Annotated in this window: 14 protein-coding genes; 11 read left to right on the top strand and 3 right to left on the bottom strand. The window is 72.3% G+C overall.

All coding sequences use genetic code 11. The annotated features are described in order from the left end of the window. Positions 1–158: 158 nt before the first annotated feature. The 4 genes from AB0G20_RS08510 (at position 159) to AB0G20_RS08495 (ending at position 4,098) form a co-directional block, all read left to right on the top strand. A complete protein-coding gene (locus AB0G20_RS08510) occupies positions 159–1,316 on the top strand; it encodes an exo-alpha-sialidase (RefSeq protein ID WP_361297836.1) in 1,158 nt (385 codons plus the stop codon). Between the two features lie 87 nt (positions 1,317–1,403). Next, a complete protein-coding gene (locus tag AB0G20_RS08505) occupies positions 1,404–2,081 on the top strand; it encodes a uracil-DNA glycosylase (protein ID WP_361297833.1) in 678 nt (225 codons plus the stop codon). Further along, positions 2,078–3,064: a BadF/BadG/BcrA/BcrD ATPase family protein gene (locus AB0G20_RS08500; RefSeq protein WP_361297830.1), complete on the top strand. Its 987-nt coding sequence runs from the start codon at positions 2,078–2,080 to the stop codon at positions 3,062–3,064. Before AB0G20_RS08505 ends, AB0G20_RS08500 begins: the two co-directional genes overlap by 4 nt. Before the next feature lie 110 nt (positions 3,065–3,174). Then, positions 3,175–4,098, top strand: a complete 924-nt coding sequence (locus tag AB0G20_RS08495) for a hypothetical protein (RefSeq protein ID WP_361297827.1) — start codon at positions 3,175–3,177, stop codon at positions 4,096–4,098. A 125-nt stretch (positions 4,099–4,223) separates the two neighbouring features. Here AB0G20_RS08495 and AB0G20_RS08490 read toward each other — a convergent pair whose 3' ends face one another. Both AB0G20_RS08490 and AB0G20_RS08485 read right to left on the bottom strand, forming a co-directional pair. Continuing rightward, positions 4,224–5,249: a lactonase family protein gene (locus AB0G20_RS08490; protein WP_361297824.1), complete on the bottom strand. Its 1,026-nt coding sequence runs from the start codon at positions 5,247–5,249 to the stop codon at positions 4,224–4,226. Positions 5,250–5,802: 553 nt separating this feature from the next. Continuing rightward, the gene (locus AB0G20_RS08485; RefSeq protein ID WP_361297821.1) at positions 5,803–7,293 is read right to left on the bottom strand and encodes an FUSC family protein; all 1,491 of its coding nucleotides are present in this window, start codon (positions 7,291–7,293) and stop codon (positions 5,803–5,805) included. Positions 7,294–7,491: 198 nt separating this feature from the next. Here AB0G20_RS08485 and AB0G20_RS08480 point away from each other — a divergent pair, with 198 nt between their 5' ends. The 3 genes from AB0G20_RS08480 to AB0G20_RS08470 all read left to right on the top strand — a co-directional run bounded on the left by AB0G20_RS08480 (position 7,492) and on the right by AB0G20_RS08470 (position 9,554). Continuing rightward, positions 7,492–7,968 carry an Lrp/AsnC family transcriptional regulator gene (locus AB0G20_RS08480; RefSeq protein WP_361297818.1) on the top strand — a complete coding sequence of 159 codons (477 nt, stop codon included), beginning with the start codon at positions 7,492–7,494 and terminating at the stop codon, positions 7,966–7,968. A gap of 19 nt (positions 7,969–7,987) precedes the next feature. Continuing rightward, positions 7,988–8,683, top strand: a complete 696-nt coding sequence (locus tag AB0G20_RS08475) for an HAD family phosphatase (protein WP_361297815.1) — start codon at positions 7,988–7,990, stop codon at positions 8,681–8,683. A gap of 106 nt (positions 8,684–8,789) precedes the next feature. Then, positions 8,790–9,554 carry a DUF4142 domain-containing protein gene (locus AB0G20_RS08470; protein WP_361297812.1) on the top strand — a complete coding sequence of 255 codons (765 nt, stop codon included), beginning with the start codon at positions 8,790–8,792 and terminating at the stop codon, positions 9,552–9,554. A gap of 125 nt (positions 9,555–9,679) precedes the next feature. Here the strand turns inward: AB0G20_RS08470 and AB0G20_RS08465 are convergent, their stop codons facing one another. Then, entirely contained in the window at positions 9,680–10,447 is a 768-nt protein-coding gene (locus tag AB0G20_RS08465; RefSeq protein WP_361297809.1) for a LysR family transcriptional regulator substrate-binding protein, read from the bottom strand. A gap of 37 nt (positions 10,448–10,484) precedes the next feature. Here AB0G20_RS08465 and AB0G20_RS08460 point away from each other — a divergent pair, with 37 nt between their 5' ends. The 4 genes from AB0G20_RS08460 to AB0G20_RS08445 all read left to right on the top strand — a co-directional run bounded on the left by AB0G20_RS08460 (position 10,485) and on the right by AB0G20_RS08445 (position 14,290). Further along, positions 10,485–10,889, top strand: coding sequence for a DUF5997 family protein (locus tag AB0G20_RS08460; protein ID WP_361297806.1), 405 nt, complete (start codon positions 10,485–10,487; stop codon positions 10,887–10,889). 199 nt (positions 10,890–11,088) lie between these two features. Beyond that, positions 11,089–12,441 (top strand): sugar ABC transporter substrate-binding protein, encoded by a 1,353-nt coding sequence (locus tag AB0G20_RS08455; RefSeq protein ID WP_361297803.1) that lies wholly within the window; start codon positions 11,089–11,091, stop codon positions 12,439–12,441. Further along, positions 12,438–13,349 carry a sugar ABC transporter permease gene (locus tag AB0G20_RS08450; protein ID WP_361297800.1) on the top strand — a complete coding sequence of 304 codons (912 nt, stop codon included), beginning with the start codon at positions 12,438–12,440 and terminating at the stop codon, positions 13,347–13,349. Before AB0G20_RS08455 ends, AB0G20_RS08450 begins: the two co-directional genes overlap by 4 nt. Next, complete coding sequence (locus AB0G20_RS08445) at positions 13,346–14,290, top strand: carbohydrate ABC transporter permease (protein WP_361297797.1); 945 nt, start codon at positions 13,346–13,348, stop codon at positions 14,288–14,290. Before AB0G20_RS08450 ends, AB0G20_RS08445 begins: the two co-directional genes overlap by 4 nt. Positions 14,291–14,303: the final 13 nt, after the last annotated feature.

The raw sequence follows: 14,303 nt of genomic DNA, 5'->3' as shown, positions 1-14,303 counted from the left end.
GGCGGCGCCTGGCTGCTCACTGCACCTGTCCGACGGGTCGGCCCCCAGGGGCCGCCGCGCCCCCGAACCCCCTCCGGGAGCGGGCCCGCGGGACCCTGCGTCCGCGTGGCCGACACCCCGCTGACCTGCGACGGAGCACGTTCCGGAGGTGACTGTCAGTGGTCGGGTGCAGACTGGCCGGTGTTCGGGACGAGGGCGTCAACGACGACGCCGCGGAGGTGATCGGCATGACCGAGGTACTGCTCGCCGTGGGCACGCGCAAAGGCCTGTTCATCGGGCGCCGGCGAGGTGGTGGCGCCTGGGAGTTCGACGAGAGCCCCTACTTCAACGCACAGGCCGTGTACTCGGTCGCCATCGACACCCGGGGCGGGACCCCTCGGTTGCTGGCCGGCGGCGACAGCGCGCACTGGGGCCCGTCCGTGTTCCATTCCGACGATCTCGGCCGGACCTGGACCGAACCGGCCCGTCCGGCCGTCAAGTTCCCCAAGGACACCGGGGCGTCCCTGGAGCGGGTGTGGCAGTTGCACCCGGCCGCCGCCGAGCCGGACGTGGTGTACGCGGGCACCGAACCGGCCGCGCTGTACCGCTCGGAGGACCGCGGGGAGACGTTCGAGCTGGTCCGGCCCCTGTGGGAGCACCCCACGCGGTCGAAATGGGTGCCGGGCGGCGGCGGTGAGGGCCTGCACACCGTGCTCACCGACGAGCGCGACCCCCAGGCGGTGACGGTCGCCGTCTCGACCGCCGGGGTGTTCCGCACGCTGGACGGCGGCGCGAGCTGGGCGCCCTCCAACTCGGGTGTCTCGGCGGTCTTCCTGCCCGACCCGAACCCGGAGTTCGGCCAGTGCGTGCACAAGGTCGCGCGGGACGCGGCCACCCCGGACCGGCTGTACCTGCAGAACCACTGGGGGGTGTACCGCAGCGACGACGCGGGCGCCCACTGGACGGACATCGGTGAGGGCCTGCCGTCCACGTTCGGCTTCGCGGCGGCGGCGCATCCGCACCGAGGCGGCACGGCGTACGTGTTCCCGATCAACGCCGACGCCGACCGGGTCCCGGCCGGCCACCGGTGCCGGGTCTACCGGACGGCGGACGCGGGCAAGAGCTGGGAGCCGCTCTCGGCGGGCCTGCCCCAGGAGGACCACTACGGCACGGTGCTGCGCGACGCGATGTGCACGGACGACGCCGACCCGGCGGGCATCTACTTCGGCAACCGCAACGGCGAGGTGTTCGCGTCGGCGGACGACGGCGACAGCTGGCAGCAGCTCGCCTCGCATCTGCCGGACGTGCTGTGCGTGCGGGCCGCGCTCGTCGGCTGAGGCGCGGATGAGGCGGGGGACGAGGTTGCGCACAGGCGTTGGCCACCGGTTGATCGCCGCTGCCCGTACGGCAGTAGGGTGACGCCCGTGGCACCACGACCCTTGCATGAAATCGTCGAAGCGGGCTGGGCGAAGGCCCTGGAACCGGTGGCCGAACGCGTCGCCGCGATGGGGGACTTCCTCCGCGCGGAGATCGCCGCGGGGCGCACCTACCTCCCGGCCGGGCCGAACGTTCTGCGGGCCTTCCAGCAGCCCTTCGACGACGTACGCGTCCTGATCGTCGGTCAGGACCCGTACCCCACTCCGGGGCACGCGGTGGGGCTGTCGTTCTCGGTCGCGCCCGAGGTGCGGCCGCTGCCCGGCAGCCTCATCAACATCTACCGCGAGCTGAACACCGACCTGGGACTCCCCCAGCCGTCCAACGGTGACCTCACGCCGTGGACGCAGCAGGGCGTGCTGCTGCTCAACAGGGCCCTGACCACCGCCCCGCGCAAGCCCGCCGCCCACCGCGGCAAGGGCTGGGAGGAGGTCACGGAGCAGGCCATCCGGGCCCTGGCGGGGCGCGGCAAGCCGCTGGTGTCCATCCTGTGGGGCCGTGACGCCCGCAATCTGCGTCCGCTCCTCGGCGACCTGCCCTCCGTGGAATCCGCCCACCCCTCCCCCATGTCGGCCGACCGGGGCTTCTTCGGGTCCCGCCCGTTCAGCCGGGCCAACGACCTGCTCATCCGCCAGGGCGGCCAACCGGTGGACTGGCGTCTGCCGTGACCGGGGCGTCGGAGGGCTCGGGGTTTCTCGCCGTGGACTCCGGCGGCTCCGGGCTCCGGGCCGTGGTGGGGACCGCCGAGCGCGGTCCGTTGGCCCGGCGGGCATCCGGTGAGCCGGTCCGTACGGGCGACCGGGGCATCGACCCCGCGCACTTCATGGCGCAACTCGTGCCCCTGGTACGTGCGTTGACCGCCGAGGCGGGAGCGGTGCCGTTGACCACCGTCGTCGTCGGCGCAACCGGGATGGCCTCCCTGGGTGACGGGCTGCGCGCCGAACTGCCGGGCGCCCTGGCCCGGGAGTGGGGTGTGCGCAGGGTCGCACTGGCCGCGGATGCCGTGACCGCGTACGTGGGTGCGCTCGGGCCACGCCCCGGCGCCGTGATCGCCGGCGGTACGGGGCTCATCGCGGTGGGCACCGACCTGAGCGGCTGGCGGCGGGCGGACGGCTGGGGGCATCTGCTCGGCGACTGCGGCGGCGGTGCCTGGATCGGGCGGGCCGGTCTCGAGGCCGCGCTGCGCGCCCACGACGGGCGCGAGGACGGCTCGGCCCTGCTGCTGGCCTGCGCCGAGGAGGAGTTCGGACCCGTCGCGGGGCTGCCCGGCGCCCTGTATCCGCGCCCCGACCGGCCCGCCGTGCTCGCCTCCTTCGCACCACGCGTGGCCGCCTGCGCGGCCCAGGATCCCGGCGCGGCGGGCATCCTGCGCGCGGCCGCCCGGCACATGGCCGACTCCGCGGCGGCCGTGTGCCCCTCCGGCGGTGAGCCGCGCCTCGCCGTCACCGGCGGCCTGTTCAAGCTGGGCGACCCGCTGCTCGGTCCCCTGGACGAGGAACTGGCGCAGCGGCTCCCGCACACGCGGCGGGTGCCGGCCGAGGGCGATCCGCTGCACGGCTCGGTGCGCATCGCGGCGGAACTGAGCACGGGTTCGCTCACGCTGCCGGGTGACGGGGTGATGCTGTCCGTGACCACCCGCTCGGGGGATTGATCCGACCGCATCCCATCCGAACGTAACTCATCAGACAAAACAGGACGGATACCGCTCACCTGCACCCTCCCCGAACAGGGGAACCCAAGAAGCCAGTAACATGCGGCGCCATGAGTTCCCCCACTGGGCCCGCGGATGGCCTGCCCGTACGAATGCCGCGCCCCCGCCAGCCCGGACGGCACCGTCGTCCCGAGCCGCTGGTTGCTCCCGAGGGCGCGCCCGCGCTCGTCCTCGCCGTGCCGGGGACGCCCAGTAGCGCCACGCGCAGCCTCGCCGAGGAGGTCGTGAGCATCGCCCGCTCCGAGCTGCCCGGCCTCGACGCCCGCATCGGGTACCTCGACGGGGACAACGCGGAGTTCCCCTCGCTGCAGGCCGTGCTCGTGCACGCCGCCGAGGAGCGCACGGCCCGTTTCGAGCATGCCCGCGCCGCCGGCATGGACGTCAAGATGCCCGACGGCCCCGTCGCCGTCGTCGTGCCGCTGCTCGCCGGTCCGGACAGCGCGCTGCTGCGCCAGGTCCGTCAGGCCCTCATGGAGAGCCGTGTCGCCGCCGAGCTGACCGACGTCCTCGGCCCCCACCCGCTGCTCGCCGAGGCGCTGCACGTGCGGCTGTCCGAGGCCGGTCTGGCCCGTGCCGACCGTGCCCGGCTGTTCACCGTGGCGACGGCCGCGGACGGCATCGTCCTCGCTTCCGTGGGCGGTGACGAGGCCGTGCAGGCGGCCGGGATCACCGGCATGCTGCTCGCCGCGCGCCTCGCCGTGCCGGTGATGGCGGCGGCCCTGGACCAGGAGGGCTCCATCGCCTCCGTCGCCGAGCAGCTGCGCTCCTCGGGCTCGCAGCAGCTGGCGCTCGCGCCGTATCTGATCGGTCCGGAGATCGAGCCGGGTCTGGTCGAGGAGGCCGCGAAGGAGGCGGGCTGCTCCGCCGCCGAGTCGCTCGGCCCGTACCCGGCGATCGGCAAGCTCGCCCTGGCCAAGTACACGACGGCGCTGGGCATCGCGCCGCAGCAGGCGCAGAGCACGCCCGCGCGCTGACGCGAGGCGCTGCGCGCAACGCCGAGAAGGCCCGCTCCGGTTCGGAGCGGGCCTTCGTCGTCGGGGGTGGGGTGCCTGGCCGGGTGCGGGGGCGTCGCGGGGCCGAGCGAGCCCTCACGCCCGCCTCAGGCGATGACCACGCAGGATGCCGCCGTCACCCTGATCGAGCCGCCCCGGCGCGGGACGCCCGTGAGCGGGTCGACCGCGAACCACGTCACGTCGCCGGAGCGCTCGTTGGCGACGTACAGGAAGCCGTCGGAGGCGGTGAGGGCGCGCGGCCAGTGGCCGCCGCAGGGCACCGTGGCGACGAGCCGCAGCTCCTCGCCCTCGACGGCGAGCACGGACAGGACGTCCTCGCCCCGGGTGGCGGTCCAGACGAAGCGGCCGTCGGGCGAGGTGACGATGCCCGAGGGGTAGGCGTCGCGGGCCGGTGCGCCGGGCAGGACCGGGGTTTCGGACAGCGGCGTCAGGACGCCGTCCGCCGCGTCCCAGCGGCAGACGGTGACGGAGGGGCTCAGTTCGTTGACGACGTACGCGTACGAGCCGCCCGGGTGGAACGACAGGTGGCGCGGCCCCGACCCGGGCCGCAGGGCGCTCTCCCGGTGCAGGACGAGGGCGCCGTCCGTCAGCGTGCACACCCGCACCGAGTCCGTACCGAGGTCCACGCTGACGGCCCAGCGGCCGCTCGGGTCGGGCTGCACCTGGTGGGCGTGCGGTCGCTGCTGGCGGGGCGTGTGCGGCCCCGCCCCGCTGTGCCGGAGCGCGCCGGAGGCGGACCGGGCGAGGGTGCCGTCGGGGCGGAGCGGGACCGCGGTGACGCTGCCGGAGCCGTAGTTGGCGGTCAGGACGTGCCCGGCGAACAGGCTGAGGTGGGTCGGGCCACTGCCGTCGACCGGCACGGGCCGCCCGGCAGGCTCGGGCTTGTCCCCGTCCACGCGGTACGCGGCCACCGCGCCCTCGGCTGTCTCACTGACCGCGTACAGCGTCTCACCGTCGTGCGCGAGGACGAGGTAGGAGGGGTCCGGGACGGCGTTCACGCTGCTCAGCACGGTCAGCGCGCCCGTGCCGGCGTCGACCTCCGCCATCACGATCCCGGGGCCGCCGGCCGCCGTGAACGACCCGATGAACGCCCGCCGCCTGCCGTCCGCCACCGCTGTCCCCTCTCGCCCGCGCCGCCCGGAAGGACCGCGCAGCCGATCATGCAAGGTCTAGACCAATCGGTCAAGGGGTGGTCGCCCGATCGGACCCGGGCCCGCAGGAGTACCCGGGGCCCGTCGCAACCGTCGCCAAGGCCTGCCCAGCCGTAGCGGAAGCGCCCCGGCAAGCGCCGACCTACCAGCGTCATCCGCAGCGGACGGGGCAGCCGGGCCCAGCCCCCTGCACGGCACGCCGGAGCACGCGCCCAACAGGCGGGTCAGCTCGGCCCAGGCTCGCTCCACGCCCCGCCCGGGAGCCCCCGGGTCAGACCTCCAACCGGCGGCGTGGCCGACAGGCGGGCCGACTCGGCCAAAGCGCGCTCCACGCCCCCCAGGAGCCCCATGACCAGACCCCCAACCAGCGACGCGCCCGACAAGCGGACCGGCTCGACCGAAGCGCGCTCCACGCCCCCAGGAGCCCCGGGGCCAGACCCCCACAACCAGCGACGCGCCCGACAAGCGGGGCCGGCTTGGCCGGAGCCCGTTCCCGGGGCGCCGGTGCGTCCCGTCAGGCGCCCACCAGCGGCGAGCCGGATGGGGTGCGCAGGGGGCGGGCCAGTTCGGACAGGGCTCGTTCCAGACCGTGCAGGTGGGCCAGTGCCGGTTCCGCGTGGGACAGGCCGTCCGCGTGGACCGCGATGTCCCTGCCCTCGGTGAGGGCCTCCACCGCGGCCTCCACCCGTCGGCAGGCCGTGGACAGACGGGCGTCGTGGGAGGCCTCGGGGTCGGCCGCGACGGCGACCAGGCCGCGGATCTCCCGGGCGCAGTCGTCGAGGAGGGCGAGCACGTGCCGGGCCCGCCGCTTGCGGCCGAGCATCGGGTTCAGCGGGTGCACGAGCGGGGCGACCGAGAGCCGTACCCGGGCGAGGAGCTGCTCCAGCTCCGCCACCCGCGGGGCGGGGTCGGCGTCGGCCGCACCCGCCAGCCGCCGGGCGGTCTCGACGGCGCAGGCGTGCACACAGCCCAGGGCCCGCCGGATCCAGGCGTCGGTGACGCTGTGGGTGGTGACGGGCAGGACGAGGATCACGGCCAGGGCGGCGCCGAGTGCCCCGACGCCGGTCTCGGCGAGTCGCAGGGCGAGCAGGTCCGGGCCGAGTACGCCGAGGAGGCCGTAGAGCAGTCCGGCGAGGAGGGTGACCCAGAGCATCATCCAGGTGTAGGACACGGCGGCCGTGTAGAAGATGCCGAAGACGCAGAGGGCGGCGAGGGCGGCCGTGACCGTCGGGTCGCCGTGCACGGGCATGGCCACGAGCAGGCCGAGGGCGATGCCGATGACCGTGCCGAGCAGCCGCCGGAAGCCGCGGACCAGGGTCTCGCCGCGCGAGGTGGTGTTGACGAAGATCCACCAGGTGGCGCCGACTGCCCAGTACCAGCGCTGCCCGGACACCAGCTGGCCCACGACGAGGGCGAAGCCGGCACCGGCGGTGGCCTGGATCGCCTGGCGGGTGGTCACCCGGGCCAGGCCGGTGCCACCCGGCGGGGCGGGCACGGCGGGCGGCGGCAGGCGGCGCTCGTAGCACCACAGGCCGAAGCGCACCGCGGCGGCGGCGAGGACGGACAGCAGGACGGCGATGTACAGCTGGGGCAGCTGGTCGGTGGTGGCGTGCAGGAACTGCGCCACGAAGAAGGTCATGAACGCGAACACGCCGAGGCTGTGCCCGCGCGGGCCCCAGCGGCGCGCGTACACGCCCGCGCCGACCACGGCGAGGAAGGTGAGGTCCCGGGCCACCGGGTGGTCGTGCAGTTCGGCCGCGGCGGTGAGCACGGGCAGACCGACGGCGGGCAGCAGCGCGGTCGTGACCGCCTGGCCGCGGACCGTGGCGTCGGTCACGGTGAACAGGGCGAGCAGGGCGGCGAGGCCGCCGGTGACGGCACCCGTGAGGGAGTGCCCGGCGAGGCCGCACAGGGCGACCGCGAGCGCGATGCCGAGCACGGCTCGCGCGGCGAACCGCAACCGCGTCCGCCCCGGATCCGGAGCCATGAACACCCTCTTCAGCACCGCCTACCGCCCCTTTCGAGCCACCGGCCATGAGCACGCATGAAAAAGGCGCCGCGGGGTCCGCAGCGCCATCGACGCACCTATATCAGCATCTCGGGGGCCACTGGCTCAACCGGCCTCTTCTAGACTGGTCCATTGGTACTGCCGGAGCGTCCGCTGGACGGCCGCGGCAGAGCCAACGGACGAGGAGGACGCGCCATGCCCGTGGACGAGCTCGATACCCGCATCCTGCGGCTGCTGCTGGAGCAGCCGCGCACGAGTGTGCGCGAGTACGCCCGGATCCTCGGCGTCGCCCGGGGCACCCTTCAGGCCCGGCTCGACCGGCTGGAGCGCGACGGTGTGATCACCGGCACGGCCCCGGCCCTCTCCCCCGCCGCGCTCGGGCATCCGGTGCTGGCGTTCGTGCACATCGAGGTCACCCAGGGCCATCTCGACGAGGTGGGCGACGCGCTGGCGGCGGTGCCGGAGATCGTGGAGGCGTTCTCGATCACCGGTGGCGGGGACCTGCTGGCCCGGGTGGTGGCGCGGGACAACGCGCACCTGGAGGACATCGTCCAGAAGCTGATCAGCATGCCCGGTGTGGTGCGCACCCGTACCGAGGTCGCCCTGCGTGAGCGCGTCCCCCACCGGATGCTGCCGCTGGTGGAGTCGATCGGGCGATCGGCCCGCGGATGATCTTTGAGAGCATGGCGGCATGAGCAGGCTCCGCGGAATATCGGTCATCTTCGATCTCGACGGAACGCTCGTGGACAGCGAGCCGAACTACTACGAGGCAGGCCGTCAGACGCTCGCTGACAACGGCGTCACGGACTTCACCTGGGCGGACCACGAGCGGTATGTCGGCATCAGCACCCAGGAGACGGTCGCGGACTGGAAGGACCGCTACGGCCTGCCCGCCTCGGTGGACGAGCTGGTCGCCGCCAAGAACCGCCGCTACCTGGAGCTGGCCCGCAGCGCCACCCGCGCCTACCCGGAGATGCGCACCTTCGTCGAACTGCTGGCGGCCGAGGGCGTGCCCATGGCCGTGGCCTCGGGCTCGTCCCCGGAGGCCATCGGCGCGGTGCTGAGCGCGACCGGACTGGACGCGCATCTGCACACCGTGGTCTCCGCCGACGAGGTCGCGCACGGCAAGCCGGCTCCGGACGTCTTCCTGGAGGCGGCCAGCAGGCTCGGCGCGGCCCCGTCCGACTGCGTCGTACTGGAGGACGCCGCCCCGGGTGCCGCCGCCGCGCACGCCGCCGGCATGCGGTGCATCGCGATCCCGTACGTCCCCTCACAGGCGGACGCACCGGAGTTCACCACCGCGGGTCTGCTTCTGCCGGGCGGCCAGGAGCAGTTCACGGCGCGGACCGCATACGACTGGCTCGTGAGCCCGGCCGGCCTTTCGTGAACTCACCTTTCCCCACCCGCCCGAACTTTTTTGCGGCAGGAGTGATTGTTTCTCCCCTCGCATCCGTACCTCTCGGTGTTGGGCCGTTCATATCCCAGGAGGCACGATGCGCATCTCGCGCAGCACGGCAGGAACCGCGTTCGTGGGCGGTGCGTTGATCCTTACGCTCACCGCGCTCGCCTACCCGAGCATGCTGGGCGTGGAGAACGCCGCTTCCGGCCAGGACCGCATCATCGCCAACACCCAGTGGGGTCCGCTGACCGAGGCGGACCGCGACTTCGTTGTGCGCGTGCGCGCGGCCGGCTTGTGGGAGTACCCGCTGGGGCAACTGATCAAGCAGCGGAGCTCGTCGCCTGAGATGCAGGAAGTCGCCAAGCATCTGCTCGTAGGGCACGGCCGGCTCGACGCGGGCTGCCGCAAGGTCTCCACCGACCTGGGCATCACCCTGCCGAACGAGGCGTCGCCGCAGCAGCAGCAGTTCGTGGCGACGGCCGAAGGCAGCACCGGCAAGGAGTTCGAGTCCACGGCCGTGACCATCATGCGCGTTGCGCACGGGGGCATCTTCCCGACGATCGCCAAGATCCGGGCGACCACCCGGAACAGCCTCGTGCGGGAGCTCGCCGACACCACCAACGACACCGTGCTCGACCACATCACGGTCCTGGAGCAGACCGGCCTGATCAACCAGGAGCAGGTCAGCTTCCAGATCACCGCCCCGCCCAAGCTGCCCCAGGAGCAGACGACACCGCCGCCGCCGCAGCAGGGCGCACCGGTCCGCGTGCTGCCGATCCCCGAAGACCTGAAGGATTTCCAGACGGTCGCCCCCAATCCGTCCTACGGGGCACAGGCGCCGTCTCCGTCGGCCGGCTGAGCAGGTACGGGTACGGGTACGGGGCTGCGGTCCGTCCGCTCGCCCTGTACCCGAGCACTACGACTGGACCGGGTCCCACGAACGACGGCGGGCGCGGGCACCGCACACGACGGCCGGCTCCGGTACTACGAACGGCGGCGGGGCTTGCCGCGCCTGTTGCCCTTGGGCGCGCCGCTCCCGCTCTTCCCGGTGCGCTTCGCCCCCGCCGACTTGCCGGGCACCGGCTTGCGCCGGGCGCCGCCCCGGTCCGCACCCGTGGACTCGCCCCGCGCCGGAGGCTGCTGACGGCCCCGGGTGCTGTTGACCGTGCGGCCGCGGACGATGCCGATGAAGTCCTCGACCTGGTCCGTCTTCGCGTCCTCGGGCCAGGCGAGCGCCACGCTCGATTCGGGGGCGTCCTTGAGGGGCCGGTGGGTGAGGTCCTTGCGGTGGTGGAGGCGGGCGAGCGACAGCGGGACGGCGAGCACACCGATGCCGGCAGCTACCAGTTCGATGGCGTCGGCGGTGGTGGCGGGCCGTTCGAGCGCGGGCCGCCCGGGGAGGCTCTCCCAGTCGAGGACATCGTCGAGGGGGTGCAGCACGATGTCGTCGGCCAGGTCTTCCGGCGCGACCTCGTCGACGGCGGTGACCAGGTGGTCCTTGGGCACGACGACGACCGTCTGCTCGGTGTAGAGGGGGATCGCGCTGAAGACCTCCCGGTCCACGGGCGTACGGACGAGGCCCGCGTCGGCGTCCCCGCCCAGCAGCCGCTCGGCCGCCGCTCCGGCGGGCACCTGCGTGAGGGTCAGCGGGACGTCGGGCTGCCGCTCGTTCCAGATGCGCACCCATTTGTCGGGCATCACGCCGGGGACGTAGGCGAGTCGGAACGAGTGGGTTGCATCCGAGCCTGTCACCTCGCCAGGTTACCGGCCGTGGTCAGGGGCCGTGCACATGCTCGATACGCTTGACGGCATGACGTCGCACCAGAGCACCCAGACGATGAAGCCCGCGACCGCGGCGAAGAAGCTGGGTGTGTACCTCGAGGCCACACCCGCCGAGTTCCGGGAGGGTGTCGTCTCGCGTGCCGAGCTGAACGAGCTCCAGGCCAACCCGCCGCAGTGGCTGCAGGACCTGCGGCTCAACGGCCCGCATCCCCGGCCGGTGGTCGCCGCGAAGCTCGGCGTCTCCATCGCGGGCCTCGCCCGCGCGGGCGTCACCGAGCCCCTCACCACCGAGCAGATCGAGGCGCTGAAGCAGGAAGCTCCCGAGTGGCTGGGGCGGGAGCGCGCCACCCAGGCGGAGGTCCGCAAGGAATCGGCCCGGATCAAGAAGAAGAACGCCGAACGTCAGGTCTGACCCGAGCACCCTTCATTTTCGGACGGCCCCCACCGGATATCCGGTGGGGGCCGTCGCTGTTTCCTGGGTGCCTTTGGCCCCCGTGTGGCCTCGGTGAAATCTTTCGGCCATGTCTTGACATGGCGAGGAAGCGATCCGTAGCTTGGCCGATCATTTAGATTCGTGAAGGACGTTCACGAATATGAACGGAGAGCCACCCATGCGGGATCGCCGACGCTGCATCGCCATGCGGCTCCGCCGCGTGCGCCGCCTGACCGCCAGCCTCGCCGTCTCGGGACTCCTGTTCGGAACGGCCGCTTGCGGCTCCGGTTCCGGCAGCGCCCGGGCGGACGACCCGAACACCCTGGAGGTGTGGACCCGGAGCGATCCGGAGTCCGCCAAGACCTACGACCGTGTGTTCGCCGCCTTCACCGAGAAGACCGGCATCAAGGTCGACTTTCAGCCGGTCATGAACTTCGACCAGCAGTTGCAGAGCCGCGCGTCCGTCAAGGACCTGCCGGACGTCATGATCAACGACACGGCCCTGATGGGCAGCTACCAGGCCCAGGGCCTGCTCAAGCCGATCACTCCGGCCTCGATATCCGGACATGACGAGATCACCGCCAAGTCCTGGTCGTCCACGGTGGGCCTCGACGGCAGGCACTACGGCATCCCGTACTCCCGGCAGGCCATGACGCTGTTCGTCCGCAAGGACTGGCGCGAGAAGCTCGGCCTGCCGCAGCCGAAGACCTGGCAGGACACCCTCGCCCTCGCCAAGGCCTTCGCCACCCGCGACCCCGACGGGGACGGCAGGAAGAACACGTACGGCATGGTCGTCCCGGGCAGCGCCCAGAACGGCTACGTCGCCTGGTGGGGCGCCAGCTATCTGTGGCAGGGCGGTGTGCAGATCCTCCGGAAGGAGGGGTCGGGCTACCGGCCCGCCATGGACTCGGCGGCGGCCCTGCGCACCGTCACCTGGATGAAGAAGAACCTCTTCTGCGGTGACAACGGTGTCATCCAGCCCAGCGCCCTGACCTCCGTCACCGCGAACACCACCAACTTCCAGGACGGCAACGCCGGGATGTACCTCACCGGCCCGTACAACATCTCCACGTTCGACAAGTCGCTCGGCAAGGACAAGTACGAGGTACTGCCGGCACCCTCGGGCCCGGCCGGCAACAACGACGTGCTGGCCGACGGCGAGAACATCTACTTCGGCGCCCGGACCGGCAAAGCGAAGCAGGAGCAGACGCTCGCGGCGTTCCTCGTCTCCCCCGAGGGCCAGGAACTCGCCATGACCGGCGACCACCAGCCCGTCGTACGCATCCCGGTCAACTCCACGCTCGACGCGGCCAAGGTGCGCAAGGACCCCCGCTGGAGCGTGGTGCAGAAGGCGTACGAGACCGCCTCCGTGCAGTTCCCCAACGCGCCGAACTTCGCCCCGATCAAGCAGGACACCGCCGACGCGCTCAACGCGATCTTCACCTACTGCGGCAGCGACGTCCGCTCCGGCCTGAAGGAGCTCAACGACACCCTCGCCGGTGACCTCAAGGACCAGGAGCTGCTGAAATGACCGCGACCGCGACGACGCCCGGGCCGCGCAGAGCCCGGGTCATCGGCAAGAAGGCCGTACTGCCCTGGCTGTTCCTCGCCCCGGGTCTGCTGCTGGCCCTCGTCTTCAAGTTCCTGCCCATGGGCAAGGGCGTCTGGCTCAGCTTCTTCGAGGTGCGGCCCTTCCTCGGTGACAAGTGGGTCGGCCTCGACAACTACACGCGGGTCCTCACCGACCACCGCTTCCAGGACGCCATCGGCCACACCCTGCTCCTCGGCGTCGGCATGTCCCTCGGCGGGATCGTCGTCGGCTCCGCGCTGGCGCTGCTGCTGGAGGGCCAGGCCCGCTCGCTGAAGATCATCCGCACCGCCGTCTTCCTGCCCGTCGTCACCGCCACCGCGGTGGTCGGCGAGATGTGGCGGCTGATGTACTACCCGACCTCCGACGGCCTGATCAACAGCGGACTGGGGCTGTTCGGGCTGGGGCCCGTGCCCTACCTGGACAACCCCGACACCGCGCTGTGGGCGACGATGGCCATGGGCATCTGGATGCTCGCCCCGTACAACATGGTGATCATCCTCGCCGGCCTGGCGGGCGTGGACCGCTCGCTCTACGAGGCCGCCGCGATGGACGGCGTCTCGCTGTGGCAGCGGCTGCGGCACATCACGCTGCCGGCGATCCGGCCCGCCCTCGGCATCGTCCTCACCCTCGCCGCCATCCGCGGACTGCGCGTCTTCACCGAGGTGTACGTCCTCACCGGCGGCGGCCCGGCCGGCTCCACCGACGTGTGGATGACCCGCGCCTACACCCTCGGCTTCACCCGTAACGACATCGGCGGTGCCTCGGCCGCCTCCGTGGTTCTGCTCTGCGTGACGCTGCTGCTCACCGTCACGGTCAACTACCTCCGCAAGAGGGGAGACGTGAGATGAGCGCCCCCGCCATCGACCCCGTCCGGACCCCGGTGACCGCCTCTCCCGCGCGGAAGTCCGCCGGGAAGCGGCGCACCACCCCCGCCCGCTTCGACACCGCCCTCGGCTGGAGCGACCGGCTGGGACCCGCCTGGGCCCTGCGCATCCTGCTCTGCCTGCTCGCCCTGGGCGTCTTCGCGGCACCGTTCCTGACGATCTTCTCCGGTTCCTTCAGCGAGAAAGCCAGCGGCTCGACCCTGTCGTTCCTCCCGCACCACCCGACCTTGCTGAACTTCGACGTGGCGGGCGAGCGCGGCATCTGGGACTACTTCGGCAACTCCCTGGTGATCGCGGGCGGCGGACTGCTGCTCCAGCTCGCCGTCTGCACACTCGCCGCCTACGCCCTGGCCCGGCACAAGTTCCGCGGGCAGGCGCTGATACTCACCCTGTTCATGCTCACGATGATGCTCCCGGAGGAGGTCATCGCCATCCCGCTGTCCCTGGTCCTCGGGCACGTTCCCGTGGTCGGCGTCGACCTCAAGGGCACCGTCTGGGGCGTGATCCTGCCGCTCGGCGCCTGGGGCTTCTCGGTGATGCTGCTGACGGAGTTCATGAAGGACATCCCCTCCGAGATCGAGGAGGCCGCCCGGATCGACGGCGTGGGCGAGCTGCGCATGCTGTGGCAGGTCGTCCTGCCGCTGTGCAAGCCCGCGCTCGGTGTCGCCGGGGTGCTCGGTTTCATCATGATCTGGGACCAGTACCTGCTGCCCCTGATCGCCGCCAAGGACCCCACCGACTACACGGTCACCGTCGCCCTGTCCATCCTGCGCACCGACCCCGAGGTCGGCTCCGGGGTGGTGCTGGCCGGTGCGGTCATCGCCCTGATTCCCAGCCTGATCGTCTATCTGCTCCTCCAGCGCTCGCTGGTCACCGGCATCGCCGCCGGGGCCACCAAGGGCTGACGACCCACCCCCA

This window comes from Streptomyces sp. NPDC024017 (assembly GCF_040638895.1).
Lineage (GTDB): Bacteria > Actinomycetota > Actinomycetes > Streptomycetales > Streptomycetaceae > Streptomyces.
The sequence above is the reverse complement of the archived record's forward strand: the minus strand, read 5'-3'. Positions and strand labels throughout refer to the sequence as shown.

What these genes read in the sequence shown, in the direction of transcription:
- AB0G20_RS08495 (WP_361297827.1), top strand. Translation starts at nt 3,175, where the DNA reads ATGAGTTCCCCCACTGGGCCCGCGGATGGCCTGCCCGTACGAATGCCG.
- AB0G20_RS08480 (WP_361297818.1), top strand. Translation starts at nt 7,492, where the DNA reads ATGCCCGTGGACGAGCTCGATACCCGCATCCTGCGGCTGCTGCTGGAG.
- AB0G20_RS08475 (WP_361297815.1), top strand. Translation starts at nt 7,988, where the DNA reads ATGAGCAGGCTCCGCGGAATATCGGTCATCTTCGATCTCGACGGAACG.
- AB0G20_RS08470 (WP_361297812.1), top strand. Translation starts at nt 8,790, where the DNA reads ATGCGCATCTCGCGCAGCACGGCAGGAACCGCGTTCGTGGGCGGTGCG.
- AB0G20_RS08460 (WP_361297806.1), top strand. Translation starts at nt 10,485, where the DNA reads ATGCTCGATACGCTTGACGGCATGACGTCGCACCAGAGCACCCAGACG.
- AB0G20_RS08455 (WP_361297803.1), top strand. Translation starts at nt 11,089, where the DNA reads ATGCGGGATCGCCGACGCTGCATCGCCATGCGGCTCCGCCGCGTGCGC.
- AB0G20_RS08450 (WP_361297800.1), top strand. Translation starts at nt 12,438, where the DNA reads ATGACCGCGACCGCGACGACGCCCGGGCCGCGCAGAGCCCGGGTCATC.
- AB0G20_RS08445 (WP_361297797.1), top strand. Translation starts at nt 13,346, where the DNA reads ATGAGCGCCCCCGCCATCGACCCCGTCCGGACCCCGGTGACCGCCTCT.